11 protein-coding genes are annotated in these 17,766 nt (G+C 71.0%); 4 read left to right on the forward strand and 7 right to left on the reverse strand.

Annotated elements, in window-relative coordinates; translation table 11 throughout:
- Nucleotides 1-100: 100 nt before the first annotated feature.
- The 3 genes from GPA10_RS11625 to abc-f form a co-directional block, all read right to left on the reverse strand.
- The gene (locus GPA10_RS11625; RefSeq protein ID WP_058846855.1) at nt 101-664 is read right to left on the reverse strand and encodes a CGNR zinc finger domain-containing protein; all 564 of its coding nucleotides are present in this window, start codon (nt 662-664) and stop codon (nt 101-103) included.
- A 169-nt stretch (nt 665-833) separates the two neighbouring features.
- Nucleotides 834-2,486 (reverse strand): ABC-F family ATP-binding cassette domain-containing protein, encoded by a 1,653-nt coding sequence (locus GPA10_RS11630; protein WP_343040683.1) that lies wholly within the window; start codon nt 2,484-2,486, stop codon nt 834-836.
- 88 nt (nt 2,487-2,574) lie between these two features.
- On the reverse strand, nt 2,575-4,209 hold the full coding sequence (abc-f, locus tag GPA10_RS11635; RefSeq protein WP_157165423.1) for a ribosomal protection-like ABC-F family protein: 1,635 nt from the start codon (nt 4,207-4,209) through the stop codon (nt 2,575-2,577).
- Between the two features lie 419 nt (nt 4,210-4,628).
- On the opposite strand from abc-f, the gene GPA10_RS11640 reads away from it, so the two are divergent.
- Both GPA10_RS11640 and GPA10_RS11645 read left to right on the forward strand, forming a co-directional pair.
- Entirely contained in the window at nt 4,629-8,756 is a 4,128-nt protein-coding gene (locus GPA10_RS11640) for a GDSL-type esterase/lipase family protein (protein ID WP_198351570.1), read from the forward strand.
- 216 nt (nt 8,757-8,972) lie between these two features.
- Entirely contained in the window at nt 8,973-10,592 is a 1,620-nt protein-coding gene (locus GPA10_RS11645) for a tannase/feruloyl esterase family alpha/beta hydrolase (RefSeq protein ID WP_157165425.1), read from the forward strand.
- A 194-nt stretch (nt 10,593-10,786) separates the two neighbouring features.
- Here the strand turns inward: GPA10_RS11645 and GPA10_RS11650 are convergent, their stop codons facing one another.
- The 3 genes from GPA10_RS11650 to GPA10_RS11660 form a co-directional block, all read right to left on the reverse strand.
- Nucleotides 10,787-12,040, reverse strand: a complete 1,254-nt coding sequence (locus GPA10_RS11650; RefSeq protein ID WP_157165426.1) for a cytochrome P450 family protein — start codon at nt 12,038-12,040, stop codon at nt 10,787-10,789.
- 226 nt (nt 12,041-12,266) lie between these two features.
- Nucleotides 12,267-12,737 (reverse strand): SsgA family sporulation/cell division regulator, encoded by a 471-nt coding sequence (locus tag GPA10_RS11655; RefSeq protein ID WP_157165427.1) that lies wholly within the window; start codon nt 12,735-12,737, stop codon nt 12,267-12,269.
- 83 nt (nt 12,738-12,820) lie between these two features.
- On the reverse strand, nt 12,821-15,625 hold the full coding sequence (locus GPA10_RS11660) for an AAA family ATPase (protein ID WP_157165428.1): 2,805 nt from the start codon (nt 15,623-15,625) through the stop codon (nt 12,821-12,823).
- 205 nt (nt 15,626-15,830) lie between these two features.
- Here GPA10_RS11660 and GPA10_RS11665 point away from each other — a divergent pair, with 205 nt between their 5' ends.
- Nucleotides 15,831-16,268, forward strand: a complete 438-nt coding sequence (locus GPA10_RS11665) for a cupin domain-containing protein (protein WP_058846847.1) — start codon at nt 15,831-15,833, stop codon at nt 16,266-16,268.
- Here GPA10_RS11665 and GPA10_RS11670 read toward each other — a convergent pair.
- Entirely contained in the window at nt 16,265-16,720 is a 456-nt protein-coding gene (locus GPA10_RS11670; RefSeq protein ID WP_157165429.1) for an SsgA family sporulation/cell division regulator, read from the reverse strand. The two genes, GPA10_RS11665 and GPA10_RS11670, sit on opposite strands and share 4 nt — an antisense overlap.
- 238 nt (nt 16,721-16,958) lie before the next feature.
- Between GPA10_RS11670 and GPA10_RS11675 the strand changes: the two genes are divergently transcribed.
- Nucleotides 16,959-17,765, forward strand: coding sequence for an alpha/beta hydrolase (locus tag GPA10_RS11675; protein ID WP_058846845.1), 807 nt, complete (start codon nt 16,959-16,961; stop codon nt 17,763-17,765).
- Nucleotide 17,766: the final 1 nt, after the last annotated feature.

Below are 17,766 nucleotides of genomic sequence, written 5' to 3' on the forward strand. Positions count from 1 at the left end.
TACCCATGCCGAGGGTGTCGTGCAGGTGGGTGTGTGACGTCCTACGGTCGGACGTACATGACACCCACCCCGTGACCACACGTGTGTCCACGGGTTATGGTCACACATGTGAGGTGGCGGGTACGCTCTTCTTCCGTGCCCGGTAGGCCGCGGCCTTGATCTTGTTGCCGCAGGACTCCATACCGCACCACTGGCGCCGCATGCCCCGGGAGCGGTCGATGTAGACGCGGGTGCACTCCGGGTTGCCGCACTCCTTGAGGAGCGGGACGTCGGGTCCGCTGAGCACCTCGACGGCCTGCCGGGCGACGGTGGCGAGGGCCTGCCCGGGGGTGGCCTCGTTGTGCCGTCCGGCCAGGGAGAGCTGCGGTGTCACGGGGGTCTCGCGGGCGGCGGCGTTCAGGACGGCCAGCGCCTCGCGGTCGAACTCCTCGCCGAGGCGGCGGTTGGTGATCAGCCGGTACACGGCCTCGCGGACGGTCGTGGCGTCACGGACGTCGTCCTCGCCGCCGGGCGTGATCGTGTCCACGAGCCCGGACTCGAGGTACCAGGCGTTGAGCCGCTCCGGGGTCACGAACATCTCGAACCGGGTCGAGCGCCGTGCGCGGAGCGTGGCCGCGAAGTCGAGGGCCGGATGTCCGCATACGAAAACATGGTCGAGATTCACATCACCATCCTGACAGGTGACCCGCAGGAGGTGCAAGAATCGTCACCGCTCAGGGTGGTGCCGCGCGCCTGGACCGGCGCGCAGCCGGTTCTCGCCGGTCATCGGTCGGCCTGGCCGACGTTCAGCCAAGTCGACGTTCAGTCGGGTCGACGTTCTGCCGGGTCGACGTTCAGCTGGGTCGATGCCCGCTAGGGTCGGCCCCCAGTCGGATCTCGCGGCCCCGCCACCGTCGGCGCAGCCAGCGGTCGTGGCTGGCCAGCACGATCGCACCCGGTCCGCTCCCCAGCGCCTCCTCCAGTTCGTCGCACAGGCGCGGGGAGAGATGGTTCGTGGGCTCGTCGAGCAGCAACAGCCGGGGCGGGCGGGCGACCAGCAGGGCGAGCGCGAGCCGTCGGCGCTGTCCGACGGACAGGTGGCCGACGGGTGTGTCCAGGTCCGCCGGGTGCAGCAGGCCGAGCGAGCCGAGCGGCACCTTCTCGGCGCGGGCCGGGCCCAGCGCCACGGCGTAGGTGTCGCGGACCGTGCGGTCGGGCCGGTCGAACACGGTGTCCTGGGCGAGGAGGCCCACCGTCAGGGCGTGCCGTCTGCGCACCACGCCCTCGGCGGCGACCTGCCCGGCGAGCACGGCGAGCAGCGTGGACTTGCCCGCTCCGTTGCCGCCCGTGACCAGCAGCCGATCGGTATCCGACACCTGGAGGAAGTCCACGGCGAGACGGCCGGGCACCCGTACGTCGCGCAGCGAGACCAGAGGCGGTGCGTCCTGCGCGGCTTCCTGCGCCGTCCACGTCGGCGGCCCGGCCGCGAACCGCAGCGGCCGGGGCGGCTCGGCGACCTGGGCGCGCTCCAGTTCTCCCAGGCGCCGCGTGGCGTTGCGCACCCGGCGGGAGATCTGGTTCTGCACCCGGCCCGCGCGGTGGCCGTAGCCCATCTTCTCGTTGTCGCGCGGCCCGCGGTCCGGTGCGACCTGATGCGCGGTGACACCTGCCGCGTACCGCAGTCCCCGCAGTTCCTCCTGCTCCTCGGCGTACCGCCGTTCCCAGCGTGCCCGCTCGGCGCGCTTCGCGCCCAGATAGGCGCTGTAGTTGCCGCCGTGGCGGACCGGGCCGTCCACGGCCGGGTCCAGGTCGATCAGGTCGGTGCAGACGGCGTCGAGGAACGCGCGGTCGTGGCTGGCGGCGACGACGGTTCCGGGCAGGTCGCGGATGTGCTGTTCCAGGAACGCGGCGGCACCGTCGTCGAGGTGGTTGGTCGGCTCGTCGAGGAGCAGCGCCGAGGGCCGCCGGACGAGCAGCGCGGCGAGGGCGAGCCTGCCGCGCTGTCCGCCGGACAGCGAGCCGAGTGCGCGGTCGTGGCCGAGCGCGCCCAGGCCGAGGCCGTCGAGGACGAGGGCCGCGCGGCGGTCGGCGTCCCAGGACTCGCGGTCCTGGGCCTGTTCGAGCCGCCTGCCGTAGGAGTCGAGCAGTTCCTGGTGGCCGGGGGCGTCCTCGGGGACACGGGCGAGTGCGTCGCTGAGCCGTTCGAGCTCCGCGAGGTCGGCACGGGCCTCGCGGAGGGCCTCGTCGAGGACCGCTGCGATGGTCTCCTGCGCGTCGAAGGGCATCTCCTGGTGCAGGAAGCCGAGGTCGCGGGGGTGCGAGACGCTGCCCCCGTCGGGTTCCTCCACACCGGCGAGCACCCGCAGGAGGGTGGACTTGCCGACGCCGTTCTCCCCGATCAGACCGATGCGGTGGCCGGGCGACGCGGTCAGGGAAACGCCGTCGAGGACGCGTCGGCCGCCGAGGTCGCGTACGACGTCATGGGCGAGCAGAGCGGGTTCGGGCACAGGGAACCGTCCCTCGTGGTCGGAGATCGTCGGAGATCGGCCCGCCGGGCGCACGGCCTCGGCGCGGGCCTCTGCACACGCCGGCGGTTCACACCGCGGGCGCTCCGGACTCCTTGAGCACCCCGTCGGCGAGCCGCAGCCGGCGGTTCACCCCGATCTCGGCGAGGAACCGCTCGTCGTGGCTGATCACCACGAAGGCGCCCTGGTAGGAGTTGAGGGCGCTCTCCAGCCGGCCCACGCTGACCAGGTCGAGGTTGTTCGTCGGCTCGTCGAGCAGGAGCAGCTGGGGCGCGGGTTCGGCACACAGCACGCAGGCCAGGGTGGCGCGCAGCCGCTCGCCGCCGGAGAGCACGCCGACCGGAAGGTGTGCCCGCGGGCCCCGGAAGAGGAAGCGGGCCAGCAGGTTCATCCGCTCCGCCTCGGGCCGCTCGGGGGCGAACGCGGCGAAGTTCTCCGCGACGGTGCGGTTCAGGTCCAGCAGGTCGAGGCGCTGGGAGAGATAGGCGATACGGCCGTCGCTGCGCTTGATCTCTCCGGTGTCCGGGGCGAGGTCGCCGGTGATCAGGCGAAGAAGCGTCGTCTTGCCCGCGCCGTTGGGCCCCGTCAGCGCGATGCGCTCGGGGCCGCGGACGGTGAGGCCGACGCCGCCGTCGGCGAACACGGGCTTGTCGCCGAGGTGAACCTGCAGTTCCGCGCCGAGGAAGAGGTTGCGTCCCGCGGGGACCTGGGTGTCGGGCAGTTCGAGCGTGATGCGCTGTTCGTCGCGCAGGGCGCGTCCGGCCTCGTCGAGCCGGGCCTTGGCCTCGCTGACCCGGGAGGCGTGCATCTGACCGGCCCGGCCCGCGGACTCCTGTGCTCCGCGCTTCATGTTGCCGGCGAAGATGCGGGGCAGCCCGGCGTTCTTGAGGTTGCGGGCGGCGTTGCTCTGGCGGCGTTCGGCGCGTTCGCGGGCCTGCTGCAGCTCTCGCTTCTCGCGCTTCAGCTCCTGCTCGGCGCTGCGGACGTTCTTCTCGGCGACTTCCCGTTCGGCGCGCACGGCCTCCTCGTACGCGGTGAAGTCGCCGCCGTACAGACGCAGTTCGTCGCTGCCCAGTTCGGCGATGCGTTCCATGCGGTCAAGGAGCGCGCGGTCGTGGCTGACGAGCAGCAGACAGCCGGTGAAGTCCGAAAGGACGTCGTAGAGCTTGTGCCGTGCCGTCAGGTCGAGGTTGTTGGTCGGCTCGTCGAGCAGCAGCACGTCGGGGCGCTTGAGCAGTTGGGCGGCGAGGCCGAGGGAGACGACCTGGCCGCCGCTGAGCGTGCTCAGGACCCGGTCGAGGGCGATGTCCGCCAGGCCGAGGCGGTCGAGCTGGGCGCGGGTGCGCTCCTCGATGTCCCAGTCGTCGCCGATGGTGGTGAAGTGTTCCTCGCTCACGTCGCCGGACTCGACGGCGTCGATGGCGCGGATCACCGCGGCGACACCGAGGACCTCGGCGACCGTGAGATCGCCGGTCAGGGGGAGGCTCTGGGGCAGGTAGCCGAGTGTGCCGCTCACCGACAGCGAGCCGGTGGCGGGCCTCAGCTCACCGGCGATCAGCTTGAGCAGGGTGCTCTTGCCGGAGCCGTTCGGGGCGACCAGGCCGGTACGGCCGGTGGGCACGGTGAACGTCAGGTCGTCGAAGACCGGAGTGTCGTCGGGCCAGGCGAAGGAGAGGTTCGAGCAGACGATCGCGGCGTCGGACATGGAGGTGACCTCGGAGGCTTGCGGGCAGACAGACCTCTGCCCTGGGCAGGGTGGGGAAAGGGAACGACGAAGCAGGCCACGGCGGCAACGCTCGTACAGCGTCGGCCGACGGCCCGTCACATCCGGATCTCATCCGGAGATGTCGTCTTCACCCACCACGTCTGCGACTCCTTGATCAAACGGATCAGGTCACTTGCAGCGTAGCAGGTGTCGAGCCGACCCGGCCCGCATGACCGGGAGCGGGCAAAGGTTGGGGATGAACATGTGTGTGGGTGTCCACATGTGTCGTACGGTGGCACCTCACCCGGCGCACACGTGTGAGTGTGGCCGGCTCAAGAGAAGAGAGAGGCGGACAGTTGTCCATACGTATGCCGGGGTGCCGGTCCCGGCACAGACCGGGCACCAGACGGGCGGGCGCTGTGGCGCAGGCCCTGTGCGTGGCGATGCTCGCCTCGCTCGTCACCTTGTTCGCGCCCGCGCCCGCACAGGCACTCGAAGCCGTCACCGAGTCCGCCATCACGTTCAACATGCAGGGCGGCACCTCGTGGTTCGACGTCAGGACGAAGCTGCTTCCCAACGCGGACGTCGTGGCGCTCCAGGAGGCCACGACGCCTCCCGACCAGAAGTTCCTGGAGGGCGCCAAGGTCATCGCCGACAACGCCGACGACACCACGAAGACCCCGTCGGGCCTCTCCGGTCTCAAGTACGAGCTGTACGCCAAGGAGTGGGGCGGACAGGGCCGACGGCAGCCGAACGGGGTCATGCTCTACCTGAAGATCAAGGACAAGGCCGCCTGGGGCCCCGACCCCGGTGCGCCCGCCCCCGGCACCCCCGCCGACCCCGCCGACGTGGAGGACAAGCCCGAGGGCGACGGGAAGCCGCCCACGAAGCCGCCCGCGCGCAACAACCAGAAGTCCATGGCGATCTGGCTGCGCCAGGTGCCCAAGGATCTCAGCGAGCTCAAGTCCCGCATCAAGATCTTCCCCGCCGACGACCCGAAGAACCAGTGGATCAGGACCCGCCCCGCGTTCGGTGTGGAGGTCGGCGACACCTGGTACTTCAACATCCACGCCGCGTCGATCCGCACGGAGAAGAAGCCGAATCCGCACACGTCCGCTCTGATCGACACGATCTCCCGGAAGATGGCCGGCAAGCGGTGGCGGGCCCTGGGCGACTTCAACAGCCTCGCGGAGACCAGTCGCGACACCTTCCCCCACACGTTCTACGCGGTGGAGAAGAACGAGAAGCCGGGCGGCGTCGCCGTCGAGACACAGCAGTCCGGCTACGCACTCGACTACATGATCGCCAGTGATCAGCTGGAGAACCTCACCGTCACACGGAGCGGGCAGAAGGGCGAGTCCGACCACTGGCCCGTGAGGTTCGCCTCGGAGGGCAGCCCCAAGTGCGACTCCGGGTGGCCGTTCGTGTACAAGACCACCTACAACCCCAAGCAGGCACAGCGTGCCGCGCGTGCGGCCGGGGACGCCTGCGGCCCGCCGACGGCGGTCGTCTCCATGGGCGACAGCTACATCTCCGGTGAGGGCGGGCGGTGGGCCGGTAACGCCGCCGCCTCCGCGACCGGATCGGCCCGGGGCACCGACCGTGCCGCCGTGAACTGCAACGGCGAGGAGAGCGTCTGCGACCACGACGTGTCCAAGGTTTATGGGGACACGTCGTACGACAAGGGCGGCAGCGCCTGCGACCGGTCCGACTCCGCGGAGATCAAGGGGGTGGACTTCGACGGCGTGCCCGCGGAGAGACGGTTCAACATCGCCTGCTCCGGGGCGACCACGGACAACGTCACGACGACGGGCTTCAAGGGGCAGCGCCCCCAGATCGACGACCTGCGCGACATCGCGCAGAACAACGACGTGCGTCTGGTGGTCCTGTCCGTCGGCGGCAACGACCTGAAGTTCGCCGACATCCTCCAGGACTGCGTCAAGGCGTACTTCTACCCCTCCCTGTTCAACAAGGGCTGCCGGGGCGCCAAGGAGAAGGAGTTCGCCGACGGCCTCGGCCCGGTGCGCGGCAAGGTGGTGCAGACGGTCGAGGCCGTCCGCAAGACGCTGCGCGAGGCGGGCCAGGAGGACGGCACGTACCAGATCGTGCTGCAGTCCTACGCCAACCCGCTGCCGCTCGGCCGCGACTACCGCGACCCGGAGAACGCGCCGGTCCCCCCGGCCAACTACAGCCGGTACCTGAGCGGCGGCTGCCCCTTCCTCGACGCGGACAGCGACTGGGCGCACACCTCCGTGGTGCCCCGGATCAGCGCCATGCTGCGCGGCGCCGCGAACGAGGCCGGGGTGTCCTTCCTGGACCTCCAGGACGCGTTCGCCGGACACGAGCTGTGCAGCAGGACCACGCGGCAGGCGGGCGCGGACCACAAGCTGTCGTCGCCGCTCCCGGCCGAGCACGCCGAGTGGGTGCGCTGGGTCCCGTACGTGGTCGACGGACTCAAGGACCTGCCCTGGCAGGCCCAGGGCAACCAACAGGAGGCCATCCACCCCAACCACTACGGCCAGCTGGCCCTGTCCGCCTGCCTGACGAAGATCGCGGGCAAGCTCGGCGACTCCCCAGTGGTGTCGTCCTGCGTGGGCAGGGCGACGAGCCCGCCCGGAGACGTCGACGGGTCCGTCGACAACAACACGGTGCTGAGCAGGAGCAACCGGCGCGCGCCCGTAGCGGGGCTGCCCGACTGGAGCCGGGCCGGATACCGCGCCGGTGAGGTGCTGCCGGGCGCCGGTTCCCGCAACTCCGACCCCACCTGCCACATCACCCCGTCCGCCCTCGACCAGCGGTTCAAGGTGCGTCCCGACGACGGGCAGGACGACACGGCGGGCCTGCAGGGCGCGATCGACCAGATCCGCGACTCCTGCTCGCCGAGCGCGAATCCCGGAAGGCTGTCGGTCATCGAGCTGCCCAAGGGTGTGCTCGACGTCCGCAAGCAGCTCGCCGTGGACGCCTCCTACCTCGTGATCCGGGGGCAGGGGTCGGACCCGGCGAACGGTTCACGGATCGTCTTCCGCCCCGACGAGAACACCCGGTACGACAAGCTGACGGAGAAGGGCGAGCGCTGGAACCAGACCGCCATGACCCACAAGTGCGAGTTCACGACGGGCAACAACGTCGGAACGGGCGGCTGGATCTGGCCGGGCCGCGGCCTCTTCCGGGTCCAGACCCGGGAGGCCGCCGAGAAGTACCTCAAGATCTGCGGTTTCCCCGACAAGATCCCGGAGAATCGCCGTGACCTCTTCGAGGGCTCGATCAACCAGCACTGGGAGTCGGGTGTCGCCGTGGGCGGATCCACCGCCGACGCGCACTACGCCGCGCGCAAGGGCGACCGGACCATCCAGCTGAACTCCAAGGCGAAGATGGACGCCTTCAAGCCTGGCGGCGACCTGTGGGTGGGGGCGGCGAACAGCCTGAAGTTCTACCAGACCCAGGAGGTCGCGGGAGCCTCTGCGGACGACGGCCGGCTGGAGAACCTCCACATGCGCCAGCAGGTGTTCACCATCGCCTCCGTGGACGCCGGCAAGCACACCGTCACCATCGACAAGCCGCTGGAGTACGACGTACCGGTCGACTCCACCTCCGACGGCTCCCCGCCCCTCGGTGTGGGCGGCAAGCCCTACGCCAGCAAGGTCACCGCGCTGAAGATGATCACCGATGTGGGGTTCGAGGACTTCTCCTTCACCCAGGACATCAACGGCCTGCCCAAGCTCAACGGGGGCACGTATCAGTTCACCCCGGCCAACGCCGTGCACAACTACGGCAACATGGCGCCCGAGTACGCCATGCACGGCATCGTCTTCAAGTGGGCCGCCGACTCCTGGGTGCGCGGTGTCCGCGCCGACATGGTCGGCTCACACCCGATCGTCACCGAGGTGGCAAGGAACATCCAGATCGAGCACAACGTGTTCGACGGCGCCTGGAACAAGGGCAAGGGCGGCAACGGATACCTGCGCGGCAGCCGCGTCTGGGACTCCCTGTACGCCTTCAACACCAGCCGCAACCTGCGGCACTTCACCTTCCAGTGGTCGTCCTCCGGCAACGTCGCCATCGGCAACGACTTCGACTCCGACCTGAACCTGCACGGCGGCTGGGAACGTCGCAACCTGTTCGAGAACAACACCGTGCACGTGCCCTACAACCACTCGTCGAGCGAGTGCGACACCAACTGCGGTGGCGAAGGCGGAGGCGGCGACAACGGCACCTGGTGGCCGATCTACTGGGCGGCCGGCAGCAAGGGCATCGGCTGGTCCGGGTCCAGCGGACAGCAGAACGTCTTCTTCAACAACACCCTGACCAAGCAGACCACCTCAGGAGGCCCGTACGAGCCCTATCGTCCCTATGCCGACACCTCCCGGCTGTTCCAGTTCGGGTCCGCCGCCGGTGACGCGGGTGCCTTCCAGCACCTGAGGACCTCGGGCGGCCCCATCCAGGACTGGGCGGACAACGAGCGCAACGACTACGGCGGGGGCAACGGCGTCGACGCCTCGCGCAGCGACCCCGCCACCTCGCTGTTCCTGCGCGACTACCGCTCCTGAGGTACGGCCTCCGCGCCCGTTCCCGGCGAACTCCGGTTCGCCGGGAACGGGCGTTCCGCGTGCGGTCAGGGATCACCTTCTCCTGTCGTCACCCTCTTAACCGGTGATACGGTCTGAGTGTGCGGCGCGAAGGGCACACATGTGTGCGCCTATGCACACCTACGTCTTCGCGCGCCCACCCACCTGGTCATCAGGCCATTCCCCGGAAGGAAGAACATGAGACGACTCCTGACCGCCCTCGCGGCAGGTGTGCCGCTGGCCGCAGCAGTGTGTCTGCCGACGGCATCGGCGGCGCCGAGGGCGGATACCGGCCCCGTGCGGGCGACTTGCTCCGTGCCGTCCGTGTCGGCTCCCGCCGGTACCGAAGTGGAGTCCGTGACGGCCGTCCGTCAGGAGGGCGGCACGGTCCACGGCAGCGGGATCCTGGGCGGCACGGTCACCGGGGTCCCCGCCTACTGCGAGGTGACGGTCACTCTCACCCACCCTGGCGCCGACGATCACGCCGCAGTACGGACCTGGCTTCCCGTGAGCGGCTGGAACGGGCGTTTCCAAGCGCTGGGCGGCAGTGCCTACGCGGCCGGGGACAACGGTGTCGGACTGGCCGGCGCGGTCAAGAACGGCTACGCCGCGACCACCACCGACGCGGGGCTCGGCGACGTGCTCGACACGGGCTGGGCGCTCGACCGCGCCGGACGGGTCAACACGCCTCTCCTGAAGAACTTCGCCTCCCGTTCCCAGCACGAGGCGGCGGCCGTCGGCAAGGACGTCGTCGACGACGTCTACGGCAGGCGCCCCTCCTTCTCGTACTTCAACGGCTGCTCCACGGGCGGACGGCAGGGCTACATGGAGGCCCAGCGGTACCCCGACGACTACGACGGCATCCTCGCCAACGCGCCCGCCGTCCACTGGGACGAGTTCGAGGTCGCCACCCTGTGGCCGCAGGTGGTCATGAACAACGAGAAGACCTATCCGTCCGCCTGCGAGTTCAAGGCCTTCACCGACGCCGCCGTCGAGGCCTGCGACCCGCTCGACGGCGTCGAGGACGGTCTGGTCGGCGACCCGGCACGGTGCGGCTTCGACCCGCGCCGCCTGATCGGCACCACGGTGCTGTGCGACGGGAGGAGGCTGACCCTCACGGCCGCCGACGCGGCCGTGGTCCGCAAGATATGGGACGGCCCGCGCACCACGTCGGGCAAGCGGCTGTGGGCCGGTGTCCCGGTCGGTGCCGACCTGTCCGGACTGGCCGGCGTGTCCGGGCCCGACGAGAGCGGCCAGGTGCGGGGCGAGCCGTTCCCCGTACCCCGGCTGTGGGTCACCACCTGGCTGAAGAAGCAGCCGTCGTTCGACGTGTCGACGATCACGTACGGCGAGTTCACCCAGTTGTTCAAGCAGTCCGAGGCCGAGTACGACAAGGTCGTCGGCACCGACGACCCCGACCTGTCCGCCTTCCGCGCGTCCGGCGGCAAGCTCCTCAGCTGGCACGGGCAGGCCGACCAGTACATTCCCAGCCACGGCACCGTCGAGTACCGCCGTCAGGTCGAGCGGGCCATGGGCGGCGCCCGGCGCGTCGACGGCTTCCACCGCCTCTTCCTCGCCCCCGGCACGGTGCACTGCGGACTCAACAAGGGCGACGGCACCACCGACGACCTCGGCGCGTTGCGGGCCTGGGTCGAGCAGGGCAAGGCCCCCCGGACGCTGCCCGCCACGCTCGTCAATGCCCACGGGAAGAACGTCACCCGTGACCTGTGCGGATACCCGCAGGTCTCCCGCTACAAGGGCCACGGCGACCCGTCCGCCGCGAGCAGCTTCCGCTGCGTGTCCACGCCCCGGCGCTGAACGGACCGCTTGCGGACTCCGGTGACCGGCGGCTGCGGTTCCTGGGAGGCCGGTGCGGAAGTCCGGTGCGGTGGGTGCCGGAAGTCCGGTGCGGGGGCCCGGAAGTCCGGTGCGGTGGGTGTCGGAAGTCCGGTGCGGTACCCCCGCCCGCGCACCGCTCGTGCCCCGGCCGGCGCCGTCACCGACGTACGCAGTCAGCCGGCGCGGCGGCGTGCGTCATCGACGCGGCAGCGCACCGGAAGTGACAACACCCCGCGAATGATCCCCGAACCGATCCATTCCAACGACTCCCGCGGAACGGCAAGTTCCAGGTCGTGTACGCGCGACAGCAGGATGCGAAGGGCGATGGTGGTCTCCAAGCGGGCGAGCGGGGCGCCCAGGCAGTAGTGGACGCCGTGTCCGAAGGCCAGATGGCGGGCACCGGAACGGGAGACGTCGAAGACGGGCGGGATGTCACCGGACGCCTGGGGAGCGTCGTGACCGGCCGAACCGAGGGCCACGACGATCATGCTTCCCCGGGGGATCGGCACCCCGCCCAGTTCGAGGTCCCGCGACGCGTAGCGGCTGGTCGAGCGCTCGACGGAAGTGTCGTGGCGCAGGAACTCCTCCACCGCGCCGGGCATCAGCTCGGGCCGCTCCCGCAACAGGCGCAGCTGGTCGGGGTGTTGCAGCAGGGACAGCACGGCGTTGCCCAGCAGGTTCACCGTGCTCTCGTGGCCCGCGACGACCAGCATCATCGCCGTGCCGACCAGCTCTTCCTCGGACAGCCGCCCGTCCTCCTGGTCGCGCACGGCCACCAGCGCGGACAGCAGGTCGTCCTGGGGGCGGCGGCGTTTGTCCGCGAGCAGCTCGGCGAGCAGGCCGTGCAGCGAGGCGAGCGCCGGGCGGTGCTCGGGGGACGCCACCTGGAGCGCCTGCCCCGACCAGCGCCGGAAGTCCAGATGGTGCTGGTCGGGGATGCCGAGAAGCTCGGCGACGACCGTGGCGGGCAGTGGCGCGTTGAACGCCTCGACCAGGTCGACCTCCCCCGACGGCGGCATCGCGTCGATGAGTTCGTGCGCGATCTGTTCGATGCGGGGCGCCATGTCGGCCGTACGGCGCGGGGTGAAGGCCGCCGCGGCGAGGCGGCGCAGCCGGGTGTGCTCGGGCGGGTCGGCCTCCATCATCTGCGCGCCGAGCCCGACCGACGGCTTGTGCAGGACATAGCCCGCGGCGGCCAGGGCCTCGGCGGCCGGCGCGGAGTCCTTGAGCAGGTGGGGGTGGGTCAGTGCCTCCCGGGCCAGGTCGTAGCCGACGACCACCCAGCCCTTCAGGCCGAGGTGGAACTCGGCCGGGTGCAGGGGGCCGAGTTCCCGGAGCCGGGCGTACCGTGCGGGCGCGTCCGCCTTGAAGGCGGGATCGAGGACCACCGTGCCGTTCCGGTGCGGACACTGCTCGTGCGGGCTCATGGAGCGCCTCCTGTTCGGGCCGTGCGGCGGTGCCCTGCCGTACCCGGCACCCTCGCACGGCGATCACGCTGTCGTCATGGGAACGATGCGAGGCCGGTGGTCGTTCTTGAATATGTCGTCCTTGGCTATGTCGTCCTTGAAGGGGTGTCCTTGCAGTGCCGGCTCCGCCTGGTGCTGGTTCCGTCAAGTGCCGGAAGGCGCGCGAGAGTCGTCGGGAGCTGCTCCGTCAGGCGTCGGTCGGCGTTCCCGGGCCCCCGGTCAACTCGTCGAGGAGTCCGTCCCAGTTCAGGACGTCCCACTCCGCCTCGGCCGAGACGATCCGGTAGGTGGCGTCGAGCCACCTCGCGAGCTGTGCCGTGGGCAGCTCGAACAGGGCTTCCACCTCCGGTGATTCGAGGAGCAGCCAGGACGAGGGCGGTCCGCCGGGCAGCGTCGGCCACATGCGTACCTCACCGAGACCGCTCATCGACGTCAGGCCGCGGTGCAGGAGTTCACGTCCGATGTTCCACGAGCGACTCGCTCCCCGCTCCACCAGGAATTCGACGCCGATCACGGCGGGCGTGCCCGGGTCGAAGCGGAACTCGGCCTGCAGGGGGCGCCGGGTGAACTCGTCGAGCATCAGGTCGAGGTCGACGAGCAGCGAAGGCACCTGCTCGGTCGCCGGGTGAGCCCGCAGGGGTGACTGGTCACGGTGCATGGCTGGGTTCCCCTTCGTGGTACGACGTCTGCCGCCCTCACCCTTCGCCAGGGGACGGGACGCGCACATCGGTCACCTGACTGTCACCTTTCAGCCGGGCGGACCGGCGGGGGGAGCGCGTCCCGCAGCGCCGTCCGGGACGCGATGCCGAGCTTCGGGTAGATCTGGTACAGGTGGGCGCCGACGGTGCGGTGCGAGATGAACAGGCGCTCGGCGATCTGCTTGTTCGTCAGTCCGGTGGCGGCGAGCTCCGCGATCTCCCGCTCCTGAGCGGTGAGGGACGACCCGGGCACGCCGTCGGCGGGCGGTACGGCACGGCCCGCGGCCCGCAGTTCCTTGCGGGCGCGCTCGGCCCAGCTCGCGGACCCCAACCGCTCGAAGGTCTCCAGGGCGGCCGCCAGGGGAGCCTTGGACTCCGACAGGGCCCGCGAGCGGCGCAGCCACTCGCCCTGGGCGAGCCGCACCCGCGCCACGGCGAACGGTGACCGTTCGGCCTCCGGCACGGCCAACGCTGCGGCGAACAGGCGGGCCGTCTGTGCCCCGTCCTCCGCTGCGAGGGCCTCGGCGCCGCCGGCGAGCAGGGCGAGGCGGGGCGAGAGCCCGGCCACGTTCGTTCCGCGCAGCGCGCGCACATGTGCGGACGCTTCCGCGCGCCGACCGGTGCGTACGGCGGATTCCACCAGGTCGAAGAACACCCATGCCGCGTGCGGTACATACGGGAGGATGGTCCCGGCGGGGCTGATGGTGTGCACACGTCCGAACGCCGCGTCGAAGTCGCCGTCTGCGATGTGTGCGAGGGCGTGGACGTGCTGCGCGCAGTGCACCGCTGCCTGGATGCCCCTGGGCGCCGCCCAGTTCGTCATCGCGCCGGCGAGCGCGTGCGCCGTGGCGGTGTCGCCCTGGGACGCGGTGACCAGGCCCTTGGTGTACTGGAAGAACCAGGTGCACACGGTGTACCCGGATGTCGAGCACAGCGTGAGGCCCTCCTCCGACAGCTCCCGGACCTCGGCCCACTCGCCGCGGTGGTAGTCGTCGAGGCCCAGGTGCAGCAGGGCGCCGATGTGCCTGCGTACGGGGCCGCCCTCGCGCCCCTGCCGGACCAGTCGCCAGGCCGCCTCGCGCACCGCGTGCAGCCGGTCCGGGTAGAGCGCGGCGGTCCCCACCCGTACGACGCGGGCGGGATCGGTCTCCTTCGTCGTGTCGTCGATGATCTCGTCGAGGGCGCGCAGCGTCGCCGCGTCCGCGTGGGCCGGATCGCCCCAGGTCCGGGCGGCGACCAGGAGCAGCGGCGGGGGAGCGGGCCGCAGCCGGGACACGGCCGCGCAGTACGGCGCCCACAGCTCCTCACGGGCCCCGTAGTTGCACAGCAGCAACAGGAAGTGCAGGGCGTCGACGAGCGCCGGGTCGTCGGCGTCGTAGCCGTGGCCGCCCTCCTCGATGGCGCCGACCAGGAGGCGGTGGGCGGTCACCAGGTCCCCGTCCCCGTTGAGCACGAGCTGGACCGCGGCGGTCGCGGACCGCAGTGACGCGCCGTGCCCGGGATCCGCCCGCCAGGCGTCCTCGAGGAGCTCCGATGCGCTGTGCAGCGCGCCGATCGCCTCGGCGCCCACATAGGCCGCCTCCGCGAGGCGGCGCGCGCGGTCGCCGCCCAGCGGGCTTAGGTCCGCGGCCCGGGTGAGCGCGGCGATCGCGGCGACGGCGTCCCCGCGGTCCAGGATGCGCCGCGCGGCCAGCTCCAGGAGGCACGCCACGTCCTCGTCGGGTTCGAGCGTGGCCTCTCCCAGATGCCAGGCCCGTTGTTCCGGGTTGTCGGCGAGCACGCGGGCGAGGGCGCGGTGTGCCGCCCGCCGCGCACTGCTGGTGGCGGCCTCGACGACGGCCGACATGATCAGTGGGTGGCGGAAGGCCAGGCGGCGCGGGGACTCCTCCACGCGTACGAGGCCGTCCTGTTCGGCCGGATCCAGGTCCCGCAGGTCGGCGTGGCCGCGGGTGTCCCGCGCGGCGGCCGACAGCACCCCGAGGTCGCCGGTCCCGTCCAGGGTGGCGAGCAGCAGCAGGGTGCGGGTGGCGGCAGGCAGGGAGCGGACCCGGGAGACGAACAGGGACTGGAGGCGTTCGCCCAGCGGCAGGACGGCGGGCAGGACCTCCCGCGCCCGGCGCTGGTCCGTGCGCAGTGCGCCGGGGAGTTCGAGCAGGGCCAGCGGATTGCCCTGCGCCGCGTCGAGGAGGCGACGGCGCACCGGATGCGCCAGGTCGGGGAAGTGCACGTCGACCAGGCGGGCGGCGGACGGCGCGTCCAGGGCGGGCAGCTCGTACGTGGGCAGTCCGCTGCCGTCGAAGAAGCTGTCCACGCCCGTACGGGAGGCGCCGAGGAAGCGGACGCGCTCACCGGACAGGCGGCGGGCGAGGAAGCCGAAGACGGCGGCGCTGGCCCGGTCGACCCAGGGGAGGTCGTCCACGATCAGCAGGACGGGGCCGTCCTCGGCCGCCGACCGCAGCAGGTGCAGGGCGGCGGTGCAGACGATCAGACGCTCGGGCGGCGGGCCGGCCCCGAAACCCAGGGCGACGCCCATCGCCTCCCGGCTGGGGGCACTCAGGCGGCTCAGGTTGCCGTGCAGCGGCAGCAGGATCTGGTGCAGGGCCGCGTAGCTGATGTCCGCCTCGAACTGGACGCCGGCCGCACGCAGCACCTGCGTGCCGCTCGCCATGGCTGCCGCGGCCACGGCGTCCAGGACGGCGGACTTGCCGACACCGGGGTCCCCGGACAGGAGTAGGGCGCCACCCGCTTCCCTGGAGAGCGCCGCGGAGACACGGTCCAGGTCCTGTTCGCGTCCCACCAGCCGCTCACTCGGAGCCGGAGCAGGTGTGAACGTTGTGAAGTGTGCCATCTGTGTCCCCCATCGGTGCCCCGCCATTGTAGAAGCACACGAGGGCTGAGGTGTGAGCGGTGAGGGCGGATGAGCACACACGTGTGAGTTGGCCAACTTTGGCCTTGTGTGTGTTTCTGACACCTGGTTGCCTGAGGGAACACACGGTCGCCGACTCTCCACACGGCTCCGACCGTCCTTTCCCTTCGAAGAGTTGCGAGACACGATGATCAATCGACGCCTTCTTCTGCGTACGAGCGGTGCCGCGGCGGCCGGTGCGCTGGGCACAGCCGCACTGTCGGTGCCCGCCGGTGCCACGGAGTCCGGCGGGCACACCGACCCCACCTCGGGTGTCACACGCACACTCCTCCAGGAACACCCTTCCCCCGCCAAGGGCTGGAAGGCCGTGCAGACACTCGTGCAGATACCCCGGCACAAGGAGTCGGGACGGCACAGCCACCCCGGCATCGAGGTCGGCTACATCATCCGCGGCGACGTCCTGATGGAGTTCGACGACAGGCCGCCGCTGCGCCTGCGCACGGGGGACCCGTTCTTCATCCCGACCGGTGCCATTCACAACGCGCGCAACGTCGGCAGGGTGACGACGATGATGCTGTCCACGTACACCGTCGACGAGACGAAGCCTCTCGTGACGACCTACTAGCGCCTGTCGAGCAGGGCCGCGGCAGTGACGTCCCAGTCGACTTCCGAGAGCTCACGGCCCGCGGGAACGAGGTCGTAGGTGTGCTCCAGCCACTCGGCGAGTGGCTGCGCCGGCAGTTCGAAGAGCGCCGCCATGTCCCCGGAGGCCAGTCGGAGCCACGCGGTCGGCCGGTTCTCCGAGGGCGACGGCCAGAGCTGGACGTCGCCGCTGCCGCTCCTCGTGTGCAAACCCCGCCGGAGCAGATCCCGGCCGATGCGCCACAGGACACAGGGTCCGCCCTGGATCTCGAACCGCGCACACACGGCCAGAGGGGTGTTCGGGTCGAAGGTGAACTCGGCCCTGATCGCCTGTCGTACGGAGACACCGAGGACACGCTCGACGTCCAGGGTCAGCTGAGGGCGACCGTGCCGTGCCGTCGATTCGGCCTGTACACCTGAGGGAAAGCCGCTCATGCCGCTGGGATCCTTCGCTGTGGGGGAGGTTGGCTCGACCTACTCTCGACCCCGGCGGCGCGGCGTACATAGGTAAGTTGACGGTCGAGATTCCGTCGGCGTGGCGGAATCCGGGCCGTGCGGCGGGCCGGGCACGTTGAGTCATTCGACTGTCGCCCCCGGACCGGGCTTGAACGATGCTGAAGCAGGTCACCGCCGTGCCGGTGCCGGATGGTCGTCATGCTCGGAGGAGCCAGCCGTGGAACGTACTCCCGTCGTGTTCATCCAAGGCGCGTGGATGCACGCGCGGTCCTGGGAGCGGTGGGCGGAGCGCTTCACGAGCCGGGGGTACCGTGCCGTCACTCCCGGGTGGCCGGGGGAGTCCGCCACCGCCCGGGACACGCGCGAGGCACCGGGTGCCCTCGGCCGTGTCGGTCTGGACGCGCTCACCGACCACTACGCCGGCATTGTGCGCTCCTTCGACACCGCGCCGGTGCTCGTCGGCCACTCCGTCGGCGGGCTCATCGCCCAGCACCTCATCACCTCAGGCGTCGGCCGCGCCGCGGTGGCCATCGCCCCCGCCCCGGTCAACGACGTCCCGCTGCCCGCGCCTCCCGCCCGGCTCCGGCTCCGCGCCCGGCCCGGTCCGGCCGCGGAGCCGGTGTCCCTGCACCCGGAGCAGTTCCGTCAGGTCTTCGCGAACACGGTCGCGGCGGAGGAGTCCCGCCGGCTCCACGAGCGCTACGCGGTACCGGTCCCCGTACGTGTGCTCACCGACCTGGGGTGCGGCGGCGCGGACCGCAGCCCGCGCGCCACTGCGGACGCCGGGAACACGGCCCGCGGCCCGCTCCTGCTCGTCTCGGGACAGGAGGACAGGCTCGTCCCGGACTCGGTCACGCGCGCGGTGTACAAGCTGTACGGCGACACCGCGGCGGTGACCGACCTGAAGCAGTTCGCGGACCGCGCCCACTCGCTCGTCATCGACAGCGGCTGGCGCCAGGTCGCCGACCACGTGCTCGGCTGGTTGCACGAGCGGGGTGTCCGCGCCCGGTCCGTGAAGGTGTGAG

Source organism: Streptomyces typhae (assembly GCF_009755605.1).
GTDB classification, from domain to species: Bacteria; Actinomycetota; Actinomycetes; order Streptomycetales; family Streptomycetaceae; genus Streptomyces; species Streptomyces typhae.